The organism is Polaromonas naphthalenivorans CJ2 (assembly GCF_000015505.1).
Lineage (GTDB): Bacteria > Pseudomonadota > Gammaproteobacteria > Burkholderiales > Burkholderiaceae_C > Polaromonas > Polaromonas naphthalenivorans.
This window is the reverse complement of the sequence record NC_008759.1, coordinates 128,506-148,325: the sequence shown is the minus strand read 5'-3', so window position 1 is coordinate 148,325 and position 19,820 is coordinate 128,506. Positions and strand designations below refer to the sequence as shown.

Sequence of the window (19,820 nt, the reverse complement as noted above, 5' to 3'; positions counted from 1 at the left end):
GGTCTATTTTGGCCAAGTATGAGCAATACATGCTTTTAGAAGATAAAAAGAACCTCAAGCTGTGCAAATTTTCGAAAAGCTCGGCCTGTATTTCAAAAGCGACCATTTTTGAGATACCCAGGACTGTTGACTGCGTAACGAACGTGGAATGATGAAGTACGCTGCTCGAGCACGGCAGAGCAAAGTGGTGCTATCGGCCATGAGCTGCCTGGGCGACGACTACTTGTGGGGTGCTCGGCATCATTCACGTAATGCACTCTTGCGACCGGTATGCGCTATGTTGCTGCGGCATTGGAGCAACGCTTTATTGACTGTAAATTCTTCGTGCTTTATTCTTTCAGACGGGGCGGGACAACCATTCCATTAAGTAACCCGTCGTTGAGCTGCCAGTCATAACTGGTAACTCTCGATAAAGATGGCAATCTCATGCATACCCAGCAAAATCGTCCTGGCGCCCTGTTCGCCATCGTGCTTTCTTCTCCAAAAGCCGCTTCGCTGGGCAATCAGGTGAACTACAGCGTTGAGCGTGGGCGGCTGACGAGGCACAAGCTTCTGTTCAGAATGAACGCAGCTCGCCATTGGTCCAGTACGAACAGCAGGTCGGCCGGTAAATTAGGCAAGGTGCGTCGCAGGCGCATCAGATGGGTGATGCGCCAAGCAACACCATGTACAGCACCAAGGCAGTCTGAAGCCGCTCGGTGTCGGCTAGCTGCGAGCGCTCAACCCGGCGGCCCTCCTTGAGCACCAGGAAAAAAGCTCGATTTCCTACCGAGCGTGGTACCAATCGACTAGCTCCACCGCAGCCTGCAACGAAGTCGCTGTTCGGTTGGTCAGCAGCCGACAGACTACCGGCTTGGCGTCTGCCGGCGCATTGACTTTCAAGGTAATAAGGCAAGTCACTTCAAGCTGGCCGCCTTGGACGTCGGGTAGCCCGATGGGCTGGGCGTGCACTTCCTGCTCGACCGCATGTGCCTTGCGACCGCACCCGGCCGGCAATTCAAAGAAAATATGCCCCAGCGGCGCGCCGGCCATCATGTCATCCCACAGCCTGCCCTCTTCGGGCAGCACCCGGTTGTGCTGGCAGCGCACCATGCAAGTCGGCCGCGTGATTCATCTTGCGCGCCATCACCAGCAGCGCCAGAATGTCCGATTCGCGGTCACCGATGCACACATGGCGCGTGCCGGGCAGCTCGCTGGCCTGCTCGGCAATGCGTTCATAACTTTCCATCCAGCGCACACTTTCGAGCACGCCCCCGCGCGGCCCATCGCCTTGTTTGAACTCGCGCGCCCACGTCCAGGCATTCATCACCCCCAGCGGCTCGCGCTGGGGCGTCACCACGTAGGTGGGGTGCAAATACAGCCCGCGCTGGGCCTCGTCGTTGTAGTCCAGCTCGGTCGTGTCCTGCAGGCACAGCACCCCCGCGTGCTCGCGCATGCGCGCCATCCTTGCCTGGCGATGGGCCGTCATCACCTCTTCGTGGGTAGCCTGCTCTTTGCGCAGGACCGGTAGGCCGCCGCCGTCTCGGCCCAGTTCTCGCACGCCCCCGGAATGCTCGCACCGGGCTTTTGCCCCAGCCGCTCAGCCAGCAGCACGGCGCGCCGGTTTAGACGCTCATCGCCCAAATCAATCGTCTCGAATTCTTGCTTCGCCCAGCCCATCCATCCGCCCCTTTAATTACTCGGCTGCCTATGTTACGGACATGTATGTAATGGGATGCGTTAAGCCCCGCCCCTATTGCAAGAGCCTTCAAAAACCCGGCTAACCCACCCAACGGCTCCTCAAGGGGCTATTTCCTTTGGAAGCGGCTCTTCCGTACCGGGCAGTGCCTAGCAGATTGCCCGTATGGGCAGCCAAGCCGCTCACATGGATGACCAGGCACCTGAGCGACGGCTCCATTGCGCAGGGAATCATGAATACAAACGGGTTGCCGTTATAGCCGAGAGTCCCCAGAGTATCAACTCGCCGGGAATGCAAAAGAGCGCGCAGCTCAAGGGTCAATTGGATTCGTGAGGCATGAGGCGGTCCCCAGAAAAACGAATATTTGAACGAAAACCTGTCCGTCACGCCGGGCCGGCCGGCGCCATGCTTGAAGTGCCGCCGCCGGCCTGTTCAGCTCACCGTTCGCATGGCATTCAACGCGACGGGTTCAGCCAAAAAAGCAACCGTGTTCATCACGGTCAAAAGCGCCCAAGAACTCTTTCAAGGTGTTGACCTCAGCTTTCGGCTGGTAGCCATGCCACTTCAGGTCTGCGCGCATCCAGAAGACCTTCCACAGTCCTTGGGTACGCACAAAAGTCGCCTTGGCCACAGGGGACTCATGCCGAACGGAATCGTCTTTCCAGTCGGGCCGAATCTCAAATATCTCGATGCATTGGCCTTCCATTCTGAAGCCAAGGTCGAGCTGGTCGCGCAGGTGCGGCGGCGGCCGGCGGCGGGCCATGAAGTCCGCCAAGGCCTTGTCACAACGCTTGCGTTCAAGTTCCGTCAACGCCAAGGTCATCTTCCCTGGCGAAGCATCAAACGAAGGCCGAGCTCATGGCCGACGTTGGGATGGGGCACTTTTGCATAGGGCGGCCTGGGCCACGCCCAGTGTTGCGCGGGAAAGAGCGCCCGCATGGCGTTGATATCGCAGTGGTAAGGCGGTCCCTGAATAAGCCCCTCGTCGGTCGCTTCTGGTCGAACCATCTGCATGAACAATGCCCAAATACTGCCTTGGGGTTTTAGCCACTGTTGAAGCTGCCTGGCGTACGCCACCCAATGGTCCGGATGCAGCGCGCACAGGCAGGTCTGCTCGTAGATGGCCTCAAACGGCTTGTGCGGCTGATACGCCAGGACATCTGCCTGCACGACCTCAGCAGCCAGGCCCTGGGCCGCCAACAGGGCCCGGGTTCGCTCGACCGCCGCCGGGGTGTAGTCGATGCCGACCACCTCGAACCCTCGCCTGGCCAGCTCGGCCACCTCCCAGCCGCTGCCGCAGCCGGGAACGGCAATCCGGCATGGCTGCAATGCGCCACTTTCCAGCCATGCCAGCAGCTGTGGACCGGGCGCACCGCGGTCCCAGCCGGTTTCCTTGTTGTCAAAACGTGCTTGCCAGAAATCGGTGGTGGGTCCTGCCATGGTGGGTACTCGGTTTTTCTTTTTGAAAATTCAAATTGCTGTCGGCAGTGTACGGTCGGGCCGCCAGCGGCATCTGTTGGGCAGCCATTCCTGACGCACACGGTTCTACGCATGCTGGCGTCCTAGTCGAAAACGCGAGGCGCGCAAGCAAGAACTCTGGTCTGGGAATGCTGTTGAACTTCGTTACATCTGAAACCACTTCTGCGTCATCTTTCCTGTTGAGTCGCACGTTGTAAAGCTACGAGCCTTCAATAAGCTGGCCAACCCGGAGTATCCAATGCAAACAAACCCAACCTCGAACCGCATCCACCCCTTGATGGCCGGCGCTGCCGTCTCCGTCATTCTCGTGAGCCTGCTGGGCATTGCAGCGATAACGGGTGTTTTACCGACTTCGCATGCCACGGCTGGAGCGCCTGCCGCTGTGCAAACTACGCCGATGACCGCACAGATGCTCGCCACCGCGCCGGTACCTGCACCCACGCAGCCAGTCTTGCATCAAGTCGCAACGGCTCCGGCAGTCCACAATGAAGGCACAAAGCACAAAACTGTCGTGCATCACCATCAGGTCCAGCACGCACAGGCGCAGGCTCAGCCCGCCCAACAGTTTTCCCAGGCACCTGCGTACCAGCAGCCGCCATTACCGCCCTACCAACAACCGGCACCTGTTGCACAAAATAGCCCTGTTGGCATCGGCGTCGGCGCAGTCGTCGGCGGATTGCTGGGCAATCAGATAGGCGGGGGCAAGGGCAAGACCCTGGCAACCATCGCCGGAGCGGTGGGCGGCGGATATGTTGGCAATGAAATCGCCAAGCGAAACCCATAAGCTGGGCACAACCGGCAGGCAGTCCAGACAGGCAGGTCGGCTGCTGCCATGCAGTGGCCAGCATCAAGGCCTGCATGCTTTTGGCGCCACGCCGCCCTCATGCCGGCTGCTTTTTCGTACCGCTTGAGGTCAATTTCACCCAGTGCTCTGGGCGCTATGCACCGGATGCTTGTTCAACCAATGCAGACTTGGCGCAACCCCCTGGCTTGAAAATGCGCTCTGTCGAGGCTGGATTGCTTGCCAGCTTGCCTGCCGGACGTCTGGGCCTGGCGACCAGTTCGCCGCCGCAGTTGGGACAGATGCCCATCAGCACCGTCTGGGCGCAGGAAACGCAGGAGGTGCATTCAAACGAGCAGATGCGGGCCTCGCCTGATTCCGGTGGTAGGTCACGGTCGCAGCATTCACAGTTCGGTCGAAGTTCAAGCATTCTTACGGATTCAAAGGGAAAATAAAAGGACTGACACGGAGCAGGACTGAGTTGGAAGCACCAGGATTGAAAATCCAACCGGCACACCCGTCATCTGCTGATGGGCGACCATCATGCCAGCAACGAGGCCGCACCCAGGCAAGCCATGCGCTCGGTCTTGGCCAGGCTAATTCCTGGGCACCTGCTCGACGCAGCGTGCCAGTCGGGTATCCCCGCCCCATGCCTGGTATGCGGCTTTGGCTTTTGCCGTCGTCGCCGCTTCGTTGTGGCTGTCAAACTTCTCTGCTGCGTCCTTGAAAAACACCCACAGCACATCGGGCGCATCCACCTGGCCAGCGAAACGCTCGGCACGCGTCACATCGTCCTTGAGCGCCAAGCCAGCGGCGAGCCGGGCCAGCGCGACGCTACCCTCCCCAATGCGCGGACCGGCGTCGCCGACCACGAACGGCACGGCAATGCGCCGGTTGACGTTGTACGCCACCCCGAACGACCCCATCGCCACGCCTTTGGCGACAAGACTGCGCGGCGCGACGGCCGCGGCAATGCGAAGCGGGTTCACGTAGCGCGACTGCTCGGCTTCGTCAGCGATAGAACGGTCGGCCAGCGTGGTGGGAGATACATAAAAACCCGAACCGTCCTTCTGCAGCACAGGCACGACGGATTGAATGGCGCGTCCGTTGACCCTGGCCGAACCCCGGCCCAGGATGCCGTACCAATTCACGGCGCCGATTGACGGATTGGTCCAGCCGGCCGCGCCGATGCGCGCCACGTCCCGCATGAAACGCCCGCTGCACGTCGCGTTGCTCTCGGAGCCTTCATACGAACTGCCGTCCGGCAGGTAAACCCGCCCGGCATTGCACAGGTGAATGAGCGCGCCGGCCTCGGCGTTGCGCGGATGGTAGGCGCGGGCATAGCCATCAATGTTGATGTTGAGCCTGGCGAACCCGGCAACGCCCCCATCCGCAAGCTGCCAGGCGCGGCGCACACCGCCCAGACCGGGGACCAAGGAGCCATCGCAATCGGCCGCCAGCGCCGGCCCCAAGCATGAGCCCAACAACACGAAAACAGCAATGCGCTGACCAAGCAATATGTGACCGTGAACACGCATGGCTGTACCCCTTTCTGCCAGGTTGGTGTGGCAACGATACTACGTCGCTGTAGGTAAATCGACAATGGCCCGGGACAAGCTTAAAGTTGGCCAAGGCGTTTGAAGAGGATTACTGGTTACCCGGGTTCACATGCTGGCTTGTCTCAGCACGAGACCGAGCGGTCATGTCGTTGAGGGCTGCATGACAATGACCGCCATGCCAACAAGTGCGATTGCCGCTCCCGATAAGTCCCAGCGGGTCAAGGCAATCCCATCAACAAATCGAAGCCACCCCAATGCGACGGCGATGTACATGCCGCCGTAAGCTGCATATGTCCTGCCCGCTGCTGATGGGTGGAGCGTTAGCAGCCAGGCGAAAAGACCAAGTGACATTGCTGCGGGCACAAGCAGCAGCAGGCTTTTGCCTTGCTTGAGTACGAGCCAGGGAAGATAGCAGCCAACGATTTCAGCCAGTGCGGTGACAGCGAACAAAATGGCAAGGCGCAGCAGTTCCAATGGGTCAAGTTCCGGTTTGTTATGCAGGGCTTCAATTTTGACATGGCGTGAATCACCCGCTTCTCGCCGATTTTTACAATCCAGAAAAACCCGAAAACCATGCTGAATCCGAGAAAATCGAGCCAAGCCCAGGGCGTTCGGTTGAGCTCATAACGCACAACGCTTCTCTGCTGAAAATTGAAGGGTTGAGCATCCAGGCTTTACCGAGCGGTCTTTGGCCTCATCGCTGCTCCTGCGTCACTCCCGCTGAATGGTCTTTTCCAACCGCTGGAGGTCAAACCCCATGCCAGTCAGCCGTGCCAGCAAGGCTTCGTAGGCAGCAGGGTCAACTTTTGGGCTTCTGGACAAAATCCACAGGTATTCCCGCTTCGGTTCGCTGACGGCTACCAGCTGGTAAGCCGGGTTCAGGTCGATGACCCAATAGTCACCCCATACCGCTGGAATGAAGGACGCCAGGCCGGGGCAAAGCGGACCTCCAACTTTGAAGACGTCGCGCCCCCAATCTGCCTGGCGCTGCCGAGCGCTTCCTTCATCTCACCGCTGCCTTGCCGGCAGCGGTTGATGACCTGCACCCGGCCGTCTGGCTGCAAGCTGTACTCGGCCCGGGTGTCGGCCACGCATTTTTTCTGAAACCAAGCTGGAAACTTCGCAATTTCGTACCAGGTGCCCATGTAACGCGGGACATCGAGCGCACTGATGGACTTCAAGACATTGGCCGGCTGGGGATTGGCGGCGGCGTGGGCGCACACGCTGCTCAGGAAAAGGATGGCGGCAATCAGGATTTTCATTTCGTTTCTATCGAGGGAGCCATGGATTTGCGGCACGGTATCGGCTAAAGAGTGAAGTGTGACTTCGCTTGCTTGTGAGGTATTTGCAGGCTGTGCTCTTACTGGCGTAACCCGACACCCGGCAAGCCGTTATTTGTACATCCAGGCCAAGCCCGTTCGATGGGCATTAAGCCGGTTGGCGTCTTTTTGGCCGCGCCAGTGCAAAGGAATGCACGCAGCAAGACAGGCAAAAATCGGGAACAAAAAAAAGCGCCCTTGTCGTTGACAAGAGCGCCTAAATCAAAATTTGGTTGCGCGGGCAAGATTTGAACTTACGACCTTTGGGTTATGAGCCCAACGAGCTACCAGGCTGCTCCACCGCGCGGTAAGGAGGTGGACTATAGCACCTGCCTAGACACAAGCATGGTTTGCGGGGGTGTTATATGTGAAAAGCTTGGTCAGCAAGGTCTTGCACGAGTGTTTACGCGTTTTCCTTGCGTTGCTTTCGAGTGGCCGGCGGCATTACAAAATTTGGGGAGAAATCAATTGCGCCTGCTGCACCCAAGAAATCGGTAAAAGAAAAGGCTCCGCCAGCTCAGCAGGTACAACCTCCGGAGGCTGCGCCCGCAAAGCAGCATGTACACAGGTACCGGAACGACAGGAAGCAGCTGTACCCCTGGGCGAGTCGGATTGGTGGACTCTATACAGCTGACAGAGGTAACCGAGGTATCGCGAGTAACAACCAATGATTTGATTTCAGAAGCCACCCTTATGCGGTGGTTTTTTCGTAAGAGTTGACCTTTCTGCAGTGCGGCTCCAAGCGTTGCTGTTTGTTGTTAAAAAAATGGCAATTGCGATTTTTACGACAATTCACGACAATGAAGCCATGACCACCTTCGACGACATTGAAGTCCGGCGTCCAGGCATTGCTCAAGCCTATCTGGCGCTGCTCGCTGCCCAACCCGGCCGGCCACTGGCCCTGTTCGCTCCACGGCGCGTCGGTAAAACATTCTTCCTTGACCACGACCTGGCACCAAAAGCGAAAGAGGCGGGAATGCTGCCGGTTTATGCCGACCTGTGGCTGCACAAGTCCGCACCGCTTGAAGCCGTGAACCACGCGCTGGAAGAAGCGCTGGACGATTTGCGGGTACCTCGCAGCCACTTGGGCAAGCTGGCCAAGACCCCGGTCAAGAAAATCGGTGCCCTCGGCGCCAGCCTCGACCTGGGAGATGAGCCGCAGCGCCGGCCCTTGCCGGAGTCCGCGGCTCTGCGGCTCGACGCACTGGTCACCCGACTGGCCAGGCAGCACAAGGGCCAGGTGCTGCTGATGCTCGACGAAGTGCAGACCCTGGGCGAGGTACCCGATGGGGTGTCCCTGATTGCATCCTTGCGCGCGGTGCTGCACAAGCGGCGCGAGGATGTCGCTGCCGTCTTTACCGGCTCCTCCCAAGAAGGCCTGGCCCGGCTCATGACCACCGCTGGCGCGCCGATGTACCAGTTTGCCCAGATTATCGATTTCCCTTTTCTCGGCGATGAATTTCTGCGCCTGCTCGCAGCACATTTCAGCAAGGTTCATCCGGGCAAAACGCTGGAGATGGTCGAGTTGCGCGACGGCTTCCAGCGAATCGGCTTCAAGCCGGCGCTTATGCGCGATGTCGTCAAGGCGATGTCGGCAGAGGGCATCACCGATGTGGCGCGCGGCATCGACAACTACATGGCCAGCGGCCACCAGGTGGCTATCTGGCGGGCGCTCCTGAACTCGGTCGATGCGTTCGACCAGGGTGTGCTGGTCGTAGTGGCCAAGGGCCAGCCTCCGTTGAGCCAGGCCACGCTGGAGACGCTGGCGACGATTCCCGGCTCGAAGCCCACGATATCGAAAGTCAGGTCGTCCATCGAGAAGCTCAAACGCAATGGCCTGCTGTCCAAAAACGCGGGAGGCACAACGATTGACGACCCCTTGTTCGCAGAGTTCCTGTCGAAAAAGGGAAGCATGGGACTTGCACTACCCATCGCGTAGACGGTTCTTGACACCCTCGCAAAGCAACCACTCCGCCGGAAAAGTTGTCCAAGAATTTTTTGGCGATTGTTACTACGCTGTTGGCCAAAACCCTCGAAATCTTCAATGGTTTCAAGGGGCTAGCTGACACAGGGACGTGTTCGGCGCCACGCAGGAGCTCAGAGTTTTACACCTGCACCGCCAGGGCCAAAGACCTGGAAATACGGGCTTCTGCTGGGCGGGCTTTTACCGGGGGCGCCCCTCATCAATCCAGGCCTGCGTTTCCTTGAGGCCAAGGCGATATCGTGCGCAGTTGAAAACCGCAAGCGCGTTCAGCTCATGCACAAGTAGCTGCTGAAACTTTGATGCGTCCTCTTTGGGCAGTCCCAGTCCAGCCAGCGCCACTTCGATAAGCTCGCGTCTCCGAACCACCTGGCCTACCGCTTCGTTGAGCGCCTCGCGGTATTTGATGCGGAAAGGGTCAGGCGAGCCAAGGGACTCCAGCACGACTTTGTATTTGGCGTGGGAGCGCCGATAGGTCCAAGCGAACAGGTCCACGGCCATTGAGAGGTCGCAGAACTCATAGATGCCCATCATCGCCAGCGCGTAGTCTTCACGGTTGACATCCAGGAACGAGAGGGGCGCCTGGTTGTAAAGCATCAACGGAATGTTGGCCGCTAGCCGGCTCACCCGCTTGTTTCCGTCCTCGAAGGGCTGCAGGTACGCCAGGTTCACCCAGAGGAAGAAGGCGGCCTCCACAGGGTTCTTGATGTACTGGGTTGTCGAGATAATACGCTCGAACATCTCCGTCAGCACCGCCGGAACCTGGGCGGGTATGTAGACGGTACCGCTAATGTTGACTACCTTCTCGCGAATAGCTCCCAGCGCGGCCACATCCATCAGCAGGTCCTGCATCAGCACCGCGTGCAGGTTACGAATGAGCCCAGGAGTGAGCCCTTGGGTGGGGACGGCGTCCACGAGAAACTCGATGGCTGCCTTGTGGTTGAGTAGCATCACCGCATCGCTGTCGGTGGCGGCAGCTCCGCTCTTGAACAGTTCCTCCGTATCCAGCAGGGTGTAACGGTTGCCCTCCAGGTGGGAGGACGACCAGGACAGGTCGATGAGCAACTGCTCGAGGACTTTGCGGACATACGTGCCTGCAGGCATTTGCTCCGGAAGTCGACCGAGCCTGGAAAGCTCCTCTGCCAGCTCCTGCGGCAGCAGGAAGGTCTCATTAGGCTTGTACTCGTCGACGAACTCGCGGCGGTACGTCACCGGTGTGCGGGCTCCTAGCGGCAATGACAGTCGTTGCCGTAGCTCCAAACTTGCCGCGTGCCAAGCTGGACCTACGCGGCCGGGGCTTTTCGCGACCGGCGCCTGAGCGGTTGCCTTTTCAACGACAGCACGTTGAGCGCCCGCTACCAGCAGGCGATAGCGAGTGGCTCGTGCCTTGCCGGTAGTCTCAACCCGCTTCTCTGCCACCAGCCTTGCCAGCATGCGCTTGACGGCTGGAAGACTCGAACCGGTGGCTTCAACGAGTTGGGTGGAAGAAACAACAAGCTCGTGCCGCTGAGCAGCCAGCGAGGTCAGGGCTTGCAGCAAGGTGTCGGGCGTCAGTCGGTCGTTGTAGGGCATGAATCAGCTCGATTTAATGAGCTGATTTTGCCATAATCGAGCCGATTAAGACGGGTCGACCTGATTTCGAGCCAATACCGCAAAAATTGAGCTGATTTCGAGTTATCAGGCCCTGTTACAAACGTTGGACGGACCGCGTAGTAAGTCCCTTTTGAGGGGGTCCTACTTACCGGATTTTGGCATCCTATCGGTTTTCACTTTTTCCTAACAAAAGCTCCGTTGTGCGCAGCGTCGCATGCCCCATCCACTGCATGACTTGGGGCGCTGGATGGGTGGACAGCCAAAGCGCACCGCAAGTGTTTCTCAGCAAGGTAGGTCCTTCGTAGCGCCGGGAGATGCCGGCTTTTACAAGCGTTGCTCTCACCTGCCTGAACAACGTCGCTGGTGAAATCGGCCCGCCAGCCGGGCTGGCGGGAAAAACCAGCGCTCCAGGCAGGCCTCGCACGCTTCTTTCTGCCAGCCAAGCCTCTATTGCCGTCAATGCAAACCTCTGCACAGGGACCACCCGTGAAGGCCGAGGGCCATTCGGTCGAATCCAAATTGTTTCCACCACGTCTCGTTTTCGGTTCAAGTCCGAAAGTTTGAGGCTTAGCACTTCTGAAGAATGTAAGGCTGCCCCGAGCACGGTGTGCGCCAGTGCGCGGTTCCTCAACTGCTTCCAGCCAGACCCCGGTGCGGCAGTAGTCAAAAACGCCTGGGCCTCAGCCGCAGTGAGCCATTCCGGATTTCCCCTTTCGGGTGCTTCTTGCTCCAGCAGGAGCGCGTGGGCCGGGTTGGCTTGAGCCGCCTTGAAGTCCGCCAAGTGCGCTAACAGCGTCGTGTAGAGGAGCAGATAGCGGTGCCGACTTTCCGCAGAAAGGGTTCTACTGTCTAAAAACTCGTTGATGAGTCTTGCATTGAGAGAGAAAAGATTCTTGTCTTGCTGTCCAAGCCAGTCATGCAACCGCATAAACATGCCTCTGTAAACAACAAAAGAACTGGCGCGAAGATGCCGCCCCTCAAAGCGATAGCCTGCCAAAAATGCATCAAACGCCATGCCGGGTTGCGTCACCCAATCCTGGGCGTCATAAGCAAAAAGGACGAGTGTATTTTCAACGGTCAAGTGGCCACCTATAAAAGTGCAATAAACGCACTAGCAATAATACCTAAATCTCAATCGTGCTTATCCTCAAATTTAAGCCGCCTGTCAATCAGTAACAGCCAAAACCTCCCTCATTGACCTTTTGTACATGCAAGAAAAGCAGTGCCCTATTTTGCGCGTTTATTGCATTTTAAATAGCCATATTATGTTTTGAATATGGGATTACATGCAAACTGAGAAGTATTAATATGCTGTTGCTGCGCGTCGCCAAGGTGGAAAGAGCAAGCTAAACTGAAAATGAGTTGAGCGCGAGGCGTAGGTCCACCGAAACGGCCAGGTATTTAACATCCCGGCCGTGTGCTTTGAGGCGGTAGAGTACCTGACGTTGCGCCTGTGCTGGCCATACTGGTGCAGTGGGGAACGTGGCTGCGCAGTCAGACCCGCCCACGGTTTAGTCCATTGCGCAAATTGTGCAGGCCGCAGCAGTGATGCATATCGATGAATTCGGCCTAAAGGTGTGGCTAACAATAACTTCCAGTCATTCCCGCAGCGGGAATGACTGTGCCGGGTACAGTACACCCCGGAAATTGAAAAGTTATTTCTATCGAAATTCTAAGCGGAGCGCAGACGGCTGGGCGCCGCAGACCGGGCGCCGCTCGCCTGCCGTTGGCGTTCCGCTTGAGCGAGGGGTTAGGCATCGCTGTTGCCGTGTTTGCGGGTTGCGACATGAGCCCTAAATTGCATGAAGTAGACGCCTTGTTCTTGAGTCAGTTCTCGGAGAAGTGCTCATCGACGAGCTTGATTGCTTGGCTCGGAGGGTGCTACCGAGCCAAATAAGGCGCCGTCCCATCCGTTGCCGGTCGGGCAGCCCGACGCTTTACGGAGGGCTTCTCGCCCCCTTCCAGCATAAACGAGCCAAGGGCCCTGCGCATCCACAGGTTGTCTTCCACCAGCGTGCCCAAGGCTTGCACTTCGGTCTTGGTTCGCGTAGCAATAACCTTGGCCGGCGAGGTCTGACTGAATGCTTGAAGTGCCTGCTGCTGCCCTTGCGTGTCTAAAGCCTGGAATAAGTCCATTCCGCGCTGAGTTACGTCCTCAACGCGCCGGGCCTCTGCTGCTTCCTGGCGGGCGAGGTGCACTTCGAACGTATTTTTCACGGCGCCGACCTCGGCGGCTGCGCAGGGTTCAACCCCGCTCGGATTGGCGCCCCCCTCTAAAAGAGCCAAGTCCGCACTGCCGACGTTATAGCCGTCTTTGAGCGCGCGCATAAAAAAGCCAGAGACACTACGGTTTACCTTTCCTCTCCGAAAGCTGAATCGGGTGTATTCCAAAGCTTGCCGGATACGCGCATCCGTCCATGCTTCCCGGTTGGAAATAATCTCGCTAAACTGGGCCGTGGACAGCCCAATCTCGTCGTTCAAAATGTCGTACAGTTCTTTTAACACCAGCATAGGCGCCATTGATGCTGTGCCATGCTGGTCGGCCTTCACGCGAAAGCGCACTTCCCCTATTTTTTTGGTGCCAGGCAGATTGCGGGTGTCCAGGCTGACCGCGATGGACGACAGGCTGTTAATTTGCTTGATGGCAGGCTCCAGCACATCGCGTTTGATGTACTTGAACTCATCGTAGGTCTTGGTAGTGCAACTCAGCCAGCGCCGCAGCTCTTGAATCGGAATCCAAGGGGTACCCCCTTCGGTCACAACTGGCAAGAGCCGGTCATGCAAAATTTTGGCATGCAGGGAGCTGAAGATTAGCCGCAAGCTCAAGAAATGCGAGCTGACCGGATTTTTGATGGCCCGCTGCAACGAGTCATGCACCTCAAAGACAATCTTGCCCTTATAAATCTTGACGGCGCCCAGCATTTGGACGGCGCCCCACCTATCGTCCTGGTCGTCATCGGGGTCTGTGTCCTGTACTTGGATAACCGCCTTTTGCGCTTCAACCATCAGAGCCCGAAAATGCTTTCGATTGCTGCTGCTGTAAGCCATCAGCCATTGAAAAAAGTTAAGGTCCACCTCGTAGGTTTTGCAAACAGCTTCTTTTTGTGAAACGATGAAATAGGCCGCATCCAACGCCCGACGAGTGGCCAAGCTGAGGTCTTCAATCTCCACAAAAATATTATTTCGGCTGAAGCCGATTTCTGCTGGCGCGTCTGCGATGCTTTTGCTCAAGGGAGCGAAATCTTCAAACAAGGCCAGCGCAAGCTGGTGTGCATCGGACTGTCGAGCATTAGTCATCCCATATCATGCAGAACACAAAGTGAGGTGTCAAATCAATTTGTCTCACTTTGCTAATCTACGCTTCTGAGTCCGTATTGAGGTTTCCGGGTTTGTTAGTAGTTAAATAACAAACCTACATACATACAGAAGGAACGCGAACCCTTGAAAATCAACAAGTTACCTAGGCAAAGTGAGAATACGCCAACCCAAAGTGAGGGTTTTTGTGCGGTAAGGTGAGCTTTTTTATTCTCAAAGTGAAGGTTTTTGTTCTAAAGGTGAGGGTTTTTGTTCCCAGTCGCCAGACAAGGTGAGAACAATTGTGCAAAAAAACTCGAAAGCCTTTACTGGCGCGGCTTTGCCGAAGGTAGCTCGGAGGCAAAGTGAGGAATATTGATAGTCCGATGAGCTAAAGGTGAGGGTTTTTGTTATTTTTGTGGCGCGGTGTCCAACGGAACGGGCGTTTTTTGTTGTTAGGCATTAAAAAAATTCCGAACACGGAGACAAAGTGAGAAGAATTGATAGCCACCCCGATAAAAAGAGACGCAAAGTGAGAAGAATTGTGCGAGTACTGGCGAATTAACATCAATATTAAGCAAATCATCATGCCGTATATTGGAAAAAGGCTAAATTTGGCATAGTTTGCTGCCCAGTCAGGCAGTTGTCTGTGGGTGTCAATATAAAATTTCAAGGGTTGAGGGTCAATCCGAACAATTCCTCTCACTTTGCCCTTCTGTTGACCAGGGGACCGGTCGAATCTCGGATTCATGCTAGGTCGTGTTCGGAAAGTCAATGGAGCCATTTCATGGTGCCGCGATGTGCACAAAGCCCAGAAACGTGACGCCGAGCTTGTCATAGCGGGTAGCTACGCGGCGAAAGACCTTCATGCGCTGGAAAAGGTTTTCCATCAGATGGCGAGCCTTGTAGCGGTGCGTGTGCTGGACGCGCTGGTTCTTTTTGCGGTTGACCCGGCAGGCGATGAGGACCTCCATGCCCTGCTTTTGTGCAGCCTGGACCATTTTGTCCGAGTCGTATGCCTTGTCAGCCAAAAGCGCCTTGGCCTGCAGCCCCTCGAGCAACTCAGGAACCGGTTTGGAGTCGTGCCTCTGGCCCGGGGTCAGCACAAAGCGCAGCGGGTTGCCCAGCGCATCGCAGACGGCGTGAATTTTGGTGTTGAGCCCGCCGCGCGTGATACCGATGACTTGCGGGCGACTTGTTTTTCGGGCGCATGCCGAGGACTGGTGCGCCCGGCAGCAGGTCGAATCCACCATAACCTCTTCCAGGTCGGGCTGCTGCACGCCCTGGAAAAAGCGCTCGAAATGGCCTTTGCCGCACCAGTAGGCGTAGCTCTGGTACACCACATTCCACTTTCCCAGCTGCTCGGGCAAGTCGCGCCAGGCAGCGCCCGTGCGGGCCATCCACAGAAGGGCATCGAAAAACTTCCCTAGGCGCCCCGCCGGGGCGGCCCTTGCAAGGGGGCATGAGCGGCTCGATACGCTGCCATTGCGCATCGGTGAAGATGTGGCGTTCTTGAGTCATTGGGCTGGCCAAAACGGGTGATTACATCACTGCTTTAGCGCTCAAAAAGCGTGAGGCGGTCATCTGAAGCTTTTTCTCCAGGTTGCACAACTTCAGCGCATCAAACTTTCCGAACACGGCCTAGTTACTTGACCCCTAAATGAAAGTGAAGCATCGAGAACCTAACGGAATTTTCAGATGCCCGAGGCCAAAGATGACTACGTCGTTAAAACTGGGCGCAAGAAAATTTGTAATCCGTCCATGCAAACACGCGTTTTTACAACTGTCGAGCTGTTCACAAAATTCGGAATGCTAGGGTCATTTGACAATTGGATGGTGATTTCTGCAGCACCGATGGCCAATGTCGTCGCGGATGGTGGTGTCTTTTCTCAATTTAGTTGCCAAGTGACCCTAGATACCGTAGTTGTCATTCGTGTAGATGACGCTACAGTCCTTGCGATGTAGCTTACGTTGAGTTGTTCAATCGCCAGAGCTGCTTTCCAGGTGCGTCCCGCGCGAGCGCGTCTGCGCCTGGAAAGCAAGTAGGTTGATATAGCACCGCTGGTGCATGGATGCCTCAAGCCGGCTCAATTTCCCTCACTTTGACTATCTGCACGCTTGGAGATTGAGCTTGGAATAAATAGGCGCTATCCAGCAAGCCCTTGCGGTCATCAACGGTGCCTGGAAAGACCTTGATGGCCAGCAGTTTTCCTTGATGGTTGATGACCACGTGAAGCTTGAAGCCGTAAAACCAGCCGGTGGAGTATTTGCCGTGCTGGGCACTGCCTTTGATAACCCTGTGGCGCGATATGCGCAGGTTGTAACAGACGGCCAGCGGTGTGACGTCGGTAATCGACAGGCCCGTGTAGGCGCACTTGAGCGTTTGAAACCAAGCGGCCAGCACCACAGCGCAGCGCGGCATCAAGGCTACGAAGCGCGTGTAGGGCAGTCGGCGGACAAACTCCGCGGTCATTAAGCGACACACGATACCTGGGTAGAACGCTTTGAACTGGCGTCACCGCATCGTGTGAAACCGCACCACAATCGTGGTCATCTCGGACAGCGAAAGCGAGCCCGGCCGGCGGTGCTGCTGGTTGTTGCTGCTCAAGCAGCGGCTCGAATTGCTGGCAGAAGTTATCAATGAGTCAGAACAGTTCAGTTGTCTTATCCATGATGGGATACCTCAGTATGCATTGGCTACCCCATTTTGCAGGCAGCCCCACCCGTCTTCACGCCGTACGGAGGCTCCGGTTATCCATAAGTCAGGTTATTCCTGGCAACGGGACTGACTGCTCATCTCACACGATGGGCACTGACAGCAAAGTTTATACGTATAAACTTTGAGACTATTTAGCTTTACAGACTGTCTAGCCGAAAACCTCGGGATGCTACGCCCAGCTTGGGTTTGGCGTGTTTTTGGCGGTACGAAGATTTTGACGAAAAACTTGCTGTAGCTTTAGAGATAGTAGAAGATTCGTACAAAACAACTTTTCGAATCTCCGGTTGAGAAACCGGCTTGAAGGCAAAAAAAGAACTTCTGGCTGACAAGTCCTACGATTCAGGAAGGATTGTCCAGAACTCCTAAGCGCAGGGCATACAGGGCAAGTTCCTTATAGATGTACCCACAAAAAGCAGCGCGTCTTAGGCTCTGTTGACGTATCAGCGTAGCCACAACAAAACGGCAGCGAAGGTCAGCATTTCCATGAAATGGCTGGCCTTTTTCTCATAGCGGGTGGCAATCCGGCGAAAGTACTTGAGTTTGCCGAACATGCATTCGATGAGATGGCGCTCCTTGTACATGTACCAGTCACAGCTTCGTTGCACTTTGCGGTTGGCTTTGGGTGGAATCACTGCCGCGATGCCACGCTGCCCGAGCCAGTCGAGCAAGGCGTTGGGCTCAATACCCTTTGTCGGCCAGCAGTGCGCCCGTACTGATGGCTTGCATGAGTGGCGTAGCCTGGGTGATGTCTGCTGCCTGCCCTCCCGTCAAAATGAAGCGCACGGGCAAGCCCAGCGCATCGCTCAGTGCATGTATCTTGCAACCAAAACCGCCCCGAGAACGGCCCAGTGCCTGCGCACCTGCATGGCTACCGGCCGCTCCCGCTGCACAGGCGTGCGCCCGTACCACGGTGCTGTCGATGCAGACATTCTCCAGGTCAGCCTTGGCTGATACATGGGCAAGCATCTGCTCCCACACGCCAAACCGGCTCCAACTGGAAAAACGCTTGAACACGCTGCGCCAAATGCCCAAGCCTATCGGGCAGGAGCCGCCACTGGGCGCCTGAACGCAACATCCACAGCACCGCCTCGACAAACCGGCGGCAAGTGGCCTCGCATCCCACCCGGATACCGGGCGTTTTCTTCAGCTTGCCAATCAGATGGACCCATTCGCCATCACTCAACTTGCTTTTGTCCATGCCGACCAAAAAATCGGAATTTTACTTTTCGCCTACGTCAACAGAGCCTAGACAAGCACAGCTACAAGGTGCTCCACTTGCATGAAAAGTTTATACGTATAAACTTTTTCGCCAATAACTGGTCTATTGCGCGCTGGACTCTGCCGTATCTGACTCTGCCGGCAGGACTTCGGCTACCGTATCGAGCAGCTTTTCCAGCGCAATGGAGAACGCGACCCGCTTGTCATCGGGTACAGCAATGGATACTTCAAAAATATCTCCTCGCTGTTTGTAATAGCCATTTGAATATCGAATCTGTTTCGACGGAGCAATGCTTTTCGAAGCAGTCGGACTCAATAGTGCCTGTGCTTGATTGGTCAGCCAGCGGACCGTTTGGTCTTCAACCGCGTATTTGCCCGCCAAAGCAACAGCTTTACGTATACCGCACTTCTCATGGAGTTTGTGGAGCTGATACGCTGCATTGGCCCCAAATTTTCCAGGGTTCTGGCGAATAATTTCCATAACGTCTTCTGGTAACTTTGCATACGCTCGGTAAAAGCTCATCATCGTTTTCGAGAGCTTTGCTCTGCGCGCAATTTCGACTGCAGGCTCACCCGCTGCAATTAGCTTTTCATAGAACATTGCGCGGTCCAAGTCGCAATGCATTGCCCGACATTCGTTCTGTTCGTAACCAAACCAAGCCGACTCTTCAAGGCTTAGTTCGTTATGAATCTCCGCCAAAAGTGAATCAAAAACTTTGTGCTCCCTACAAGCTAGCACTCGTGTCCAGCCGTCACAGATGATGAATCGACCAGACGCGTCTGGGTTCGGGATGACGTGAATCGGGTCATGCTGCCCTTGAACTCGCAGGTCGTCCGCACGGCTCAAAATCATCTGAGGGGTATAAACCTCACGCGGCGCTAATGGATTGGGGTCAATCAAGTGGATGTTGATGGACTGCAGATTGCGACCTGAATTGAAAGCTGTAGGAACAACGGAGGGGGCTAATATTGCAACTGGCTCCGATGTCTCACTAAACGCATCAAGAATCGGCATATCCGGTAACTCATGAACGGGTGTTGATGCAACGACGGCGCCAATACTTACTAAGCCAGAAAGTTTTGGTGGTAATTTAGCCATTATTTGTCTCCAATCGTTAAGCCGGGCTGTGTGATTCGAAAGCTCTGAACTAAGCTTTTTGCCACATCGAAAATTGCAGTGGCGCCCACGGAAACTGATTCGAATTCAACAAGCGGTCCTGCATCTTTAGATGCAGGATTCAACTGACGGGCAAATCCAGAAAATTGCGGAACTATTGAGTCATTCAGCATTGAACTGTATTTCGAGTAGAGGAAACCCATGGATTCGCGGACGTGTTTCAGGCTGGGGTGGTACTTATTTATGATGACTTCCATCGCGATTTGTGCGCCTGTAACTGCCTTGATTTCCGCCAAGTTTGAGGCTAGTGAATCTAATGCTCGTAAACAGCTGCCCTCAGGCTCGACGACTGTTAGCACCTTACCCGATGCTCTAGCCGCAAATGAGAAGGCCAAGCCGATAGGCGTTGTGCCCGGGGCGGTATCAACAATGATTACATCGTAGTTTTGAGACAAGAAATCAACGTTTCGTGCCAAGAATAGCTCAGCCCTAGTATGGCTCGACATGACTGCAACTAAGCTTGCATCAGTCTCAGCAAGAGTAATGTCTGACGGAATCAAATCAAGAAAACCACCTTCGTAGATTTGAATAATCGCTGCGGAGAGGTCTGAGTCCGGAGTGTTCGAAGCCCTTCGCAGGAATTGGCCAATGTGCGCAATAGTATTGCCATAACTGGAAGTCTCAATGCCTAGCAGGTTAGAAGCTGTCGCTTGCGGGTCGGCATCAATCATCAACACGCGGTAGCCCATCATTCCTAATGCTGCGGCGACGTTCACAGAGATGCTTGTTTTGCCGACCCCACCTTTTGTCATTCGGGTCACAATGACGGGCGGTATTTTTGTTTCAACTTTTGGCATCAGGCTCGTTTCTGGCGGTTCCAAGCCAACAGAGCGATACCGGATGGCCCGCATATCAGCCGGTGTGTACTTCATATGATGCTGTCCGGCAGGCTTTTCTCTTCCCACCAGCTCATGCATCTTTTTTGCAGAAATATCGAGGCCGGAAAGGGCTGTCGCTACAGAAGTTTTGAACTCAATTACACGGGACATAGAGCAACCTTATCAATAAGAATGAAATAGGAT

General features: G+C 55.9%; 17 protein-coding genes, 1 tRNA gene and 3 pseudogenes. 3 read left to right on the top strand and 18 right to left on the bottom strand.

Annotation, left to right across the window (positions count from 1 at the left end; genetic code table 11):
- Nucleotides 1–329: 329 nt before the first annotated feature.
- From PNAP_RS23570 to PNAP_RS23560, 3 genes and pseudogenes are all read right to left on the bottom strand, one after another.
- Nucleotides 330–1,659: pseudogene (locus PNAP_RS23570) on the bottom strand (IS4 family transposase).
- Nucleotides 1,660–2,147: 488 nt separating this feature from the next.
- Entirely contained in the window at nt 2,148–2,495 is a 348-nt protein-coding gene (locus PNAP_RS23565) for a DUF3024 domain-containing protein (protein ID WP_041377758.1), read from the bottom strand.
- A gap of 2 nt (nt 2,496–2,497) precedes the next feature.
- Nucleotides 2,498–3,118, bottom strand: coding sequence for a methyltransferase domain-containing protein (locus PNAP_RS23560; RefSeq protein ID WP_011798381.1), 621 nt, complete (start codon nt 3,116–3,118; stop codon nt 2,498–2,500).
- A 277-nt stretch (nt 3,119–3,395) separates the two neighbouring features.
- On the opposite strand from PNAP_RS23560, the gene PNAP_RS28375 reads away from it, so the two are divergent.
- A complete protein-coding gene (locus tag PNAP_RS28375) occupies nt 3,396–3,941 on the top strand; it encodes a glycine zipper 2TM domain-containing protein (RefSeq protein WP_011798380.1) in 546 nt (181 codons plus the stop codon).
- A gap of 154 nt (nt 3,942–4,095) precedes the next feature.
- On the opposite strand, the gene PNAP_RS26445 is transcribed toward PNAP_RS28375, so the two are convergent.
- The 5 genes and pseudogenes from PNAP_RS26445 to PNAP_RS23540 all read right to left on the bottom strand — a co-directional run bounded on the left by PNAP_RS26445 (nt 4,096) and on the right by PNAP_RS23540 (nt 7,123).
- Complete coding sequence (locus PNAP_RS26445) at nt 4,096–4,368, bottom strand: DUF1272 domain-containing protein (protein ID WP_011798379.1); 273 nt, start codon at nt 4,366–4,368, stop codon at nt 4,096–4,098.
- A 166-nt stretch (nt 4,369–4,534) separates the two neighbouring features.
- A complete protein-coding gene (locus PNAP_RS23550; RefSeq protein WP_198140739.1) occupies nt 4,535–5,428 on the bottom strand; it encodes a glycoside hydrolase family 75 protein in 894 nt (297 codons plus the stop codon).
- 210 nt (nt 5,429–5,638) lie between these two features.
- Nucleotides 5,639–5,971: a YnfA family protein gene (locus PNAP_RS26440; RefSeq protein WP_011798377.1), complete on the bottom strand. Its 333-nt coding sequence runs from the start codon at nt 5,969–5,971 to the stop codon at nt 5,639–5,641.
- Nucleotides 5,972–6,208: 237 nt separating this feature from the next.
- Nucleotides 6,209–6,759, bottom strand: a pseudogene (locus PNAP_RS23545) (lipocalin family protein).
- A gap of 287 nt (nt 6,760–7,046) precedes the next feature.
- Nucleotides 7,047–7,123 (bottom strand) — tRNA-Met (locus PNAP_RS23540).
- Nucleotides 7,124–7,624: 501 nt separating this feature from the next.
- Between PNAP_RS23540 and PNAP_RS23535 the strand changes: the two genes are divergently transcribed.
- Nucleotides 7,625–8,755, top strand: a complete 1,131-nt coding sequence (locus tag PNAP_RS23535; RefSeq protein ID WP_157040531.1) for an ATP-binding protein — start codon at nt 7,625–7,627, stop codon at nt 8,753–8,755.
- A 225-nt stretch (nt 8,756–8,980) separates the two neighbouring features.
- On the opposite strand, the gene PNAP_RS23530 is transcribed toward PNAP_RS23535, so the two are convergent.
- The 4 genes from PNAP_RS23530 to PNAP_RS23515 all read right to left on the bottom strand — a co-directional run bounded on the left by PNAP_RS23530 (nt 8,981) and on the right by PNAP_RS23515 (nt 15,177).
- The gene (locus PNAP_RS23530; RefSeq protein ID WP_011798373.1) at nt 8,981–10,369 is read right to left on the bottom strand and encodes a Fic family protein; all 1,389 of its coding nucleotides are present in this window, start codon (nt 10,367–10,369) and stop codon (nt 8,981–8,983) included.
- A gap of 184 nt (nt 10,370–10,553) precedes the next feature.
- Nucleotides 10,554–11,471 carry a tyrosine-type recombinase/integrase gene (locus tag PNAP_RS23525; RefSeq protein ID WP_011798372.1) on the bottom strand — a complete coding sequence of 306 codons (918 nt, stop codon included), beginning with the start codon at nt 11,469–11,471 and terminating at the stop codon, nt 10,554–10,556.
- A gap of 800 nt (nt 11,472–12,271) precedes the next feature.
- Nucleotides 12,272–13,687, bottom strand: a complete 1,416-nt coding sequence (locus tag PNAP_RS23520) for a replication initiation protein (protein ID WP_011798371.1) — start codon at nt 13,685–13,687, stop codon at nt 12,272–12,274.
- A gap of 782 nt (nt 13,688–14,469) precedes the next feature.
- Complete coding sequence (locus tag PNAP_RS23515) at nt 14,470–15,177, bottom strand: IS5 family transposase (protein WP_011798370.1); 708 nt, start codon at nt 15,175–15,177, stop codon at nt 14,470–14,472.
- Nucleotides 15,178–15,382: 205 nt separating this feature from the next.
- Between PNAP_RS23515 and PNAP_RS23510 the strand changes: the two genes are divergently transcribed.
- Complete coding sequence (locus PNAP_RS23510; protein WP_041377726.1) at nt 15,383–15,649, top strand: hypothetical protein; 267 nt, start codon at nt 15,383–15,385, stop codon at nt 15,647–15,649.
- Nucleotides 15,650–15,827: 178 nt separating this feature from the next.
- Here the strand turns inward: PNAP_RS23510 and PNAP_RS23505 are convergent.
- From PNAP_RS23505 to PNAP_RS23485, 6 genes and pseudogenes are all read right to left on the bottom strand, one after another.
- A pseudogene (locus PNAP_RS23505) lies at nt 15,828–16,326 on the bottom strand (transposase); the annotation flags it as partial.
- 517 nt (nt 16,327–16,843) lie between these two features.
- Nucleotides 16,844–17,071 carry a transposase gene (locus PNAP_RS28065; RefSeq protein WP_232290862.1) on the bottom strand — a complete coding sequence of 76 codons (228 nt, stop codon included), beginning with the start codon at nt 17,069–17,071 and terminating at the stop codon, nt 16,844–16,846.
- Between the two features lie 10 nt (nt 17,072–17,081).
- Nucleotides 17,082–17,417: an IS5 family transposase gene (locus tag PNAP_RS28060; protein ID WP_232290861.1), complete on the bottom strand. Its 336-nt coding sequence runs from the start codon at nt 17,415–17,417 to the stop codon at nt 17,082–17,084.
- A complete protein-coding gene (locus PNAP_RS28055; protein ID WP_232290860.1) occupies nt 17,341–17,601 on the bottom strand; it encodes a transposase in 261 nt (86 codons plus the stop codon). The genes PNAP_RS28060 and PNAP_RS28055 overlap by 77 nt, the downstream gene beginning before the upstream one ends.
- A gap of 123 nt (nt 17,602–17,724) precedes the next feature.
- Nucleotides 17,725–18,720: a ParB/RepB/Spo0J family partition protein gene (locus tag PNAP_RS23490; RefSeq protein ID WP_011798368.1), complete on the bottom strand. Its 996-nt coding sequence runs from the start codon at nt 18,718–18,720 to the stop codon at nt 17,725–17,727.
- The gene (locus tag PNAP_RS23485; RefSeq protein ID WP_011798367.1) at nt 18,720–19,787 is read right to left on the bottom strand and encodes a ParA family protein; all 1,068 of its coding nucleotides are present in this window, start codon (nt 19,785–19,787) and stop codon (nt 18,720–18,722) included. Before PNAP_RS23485 ends, PNAP_RS23490 begins: the two co-directional genes overlap by 1 nt.
- Nucleotides 19,788–19,820 lie beyond the last annotated feature (33 nt).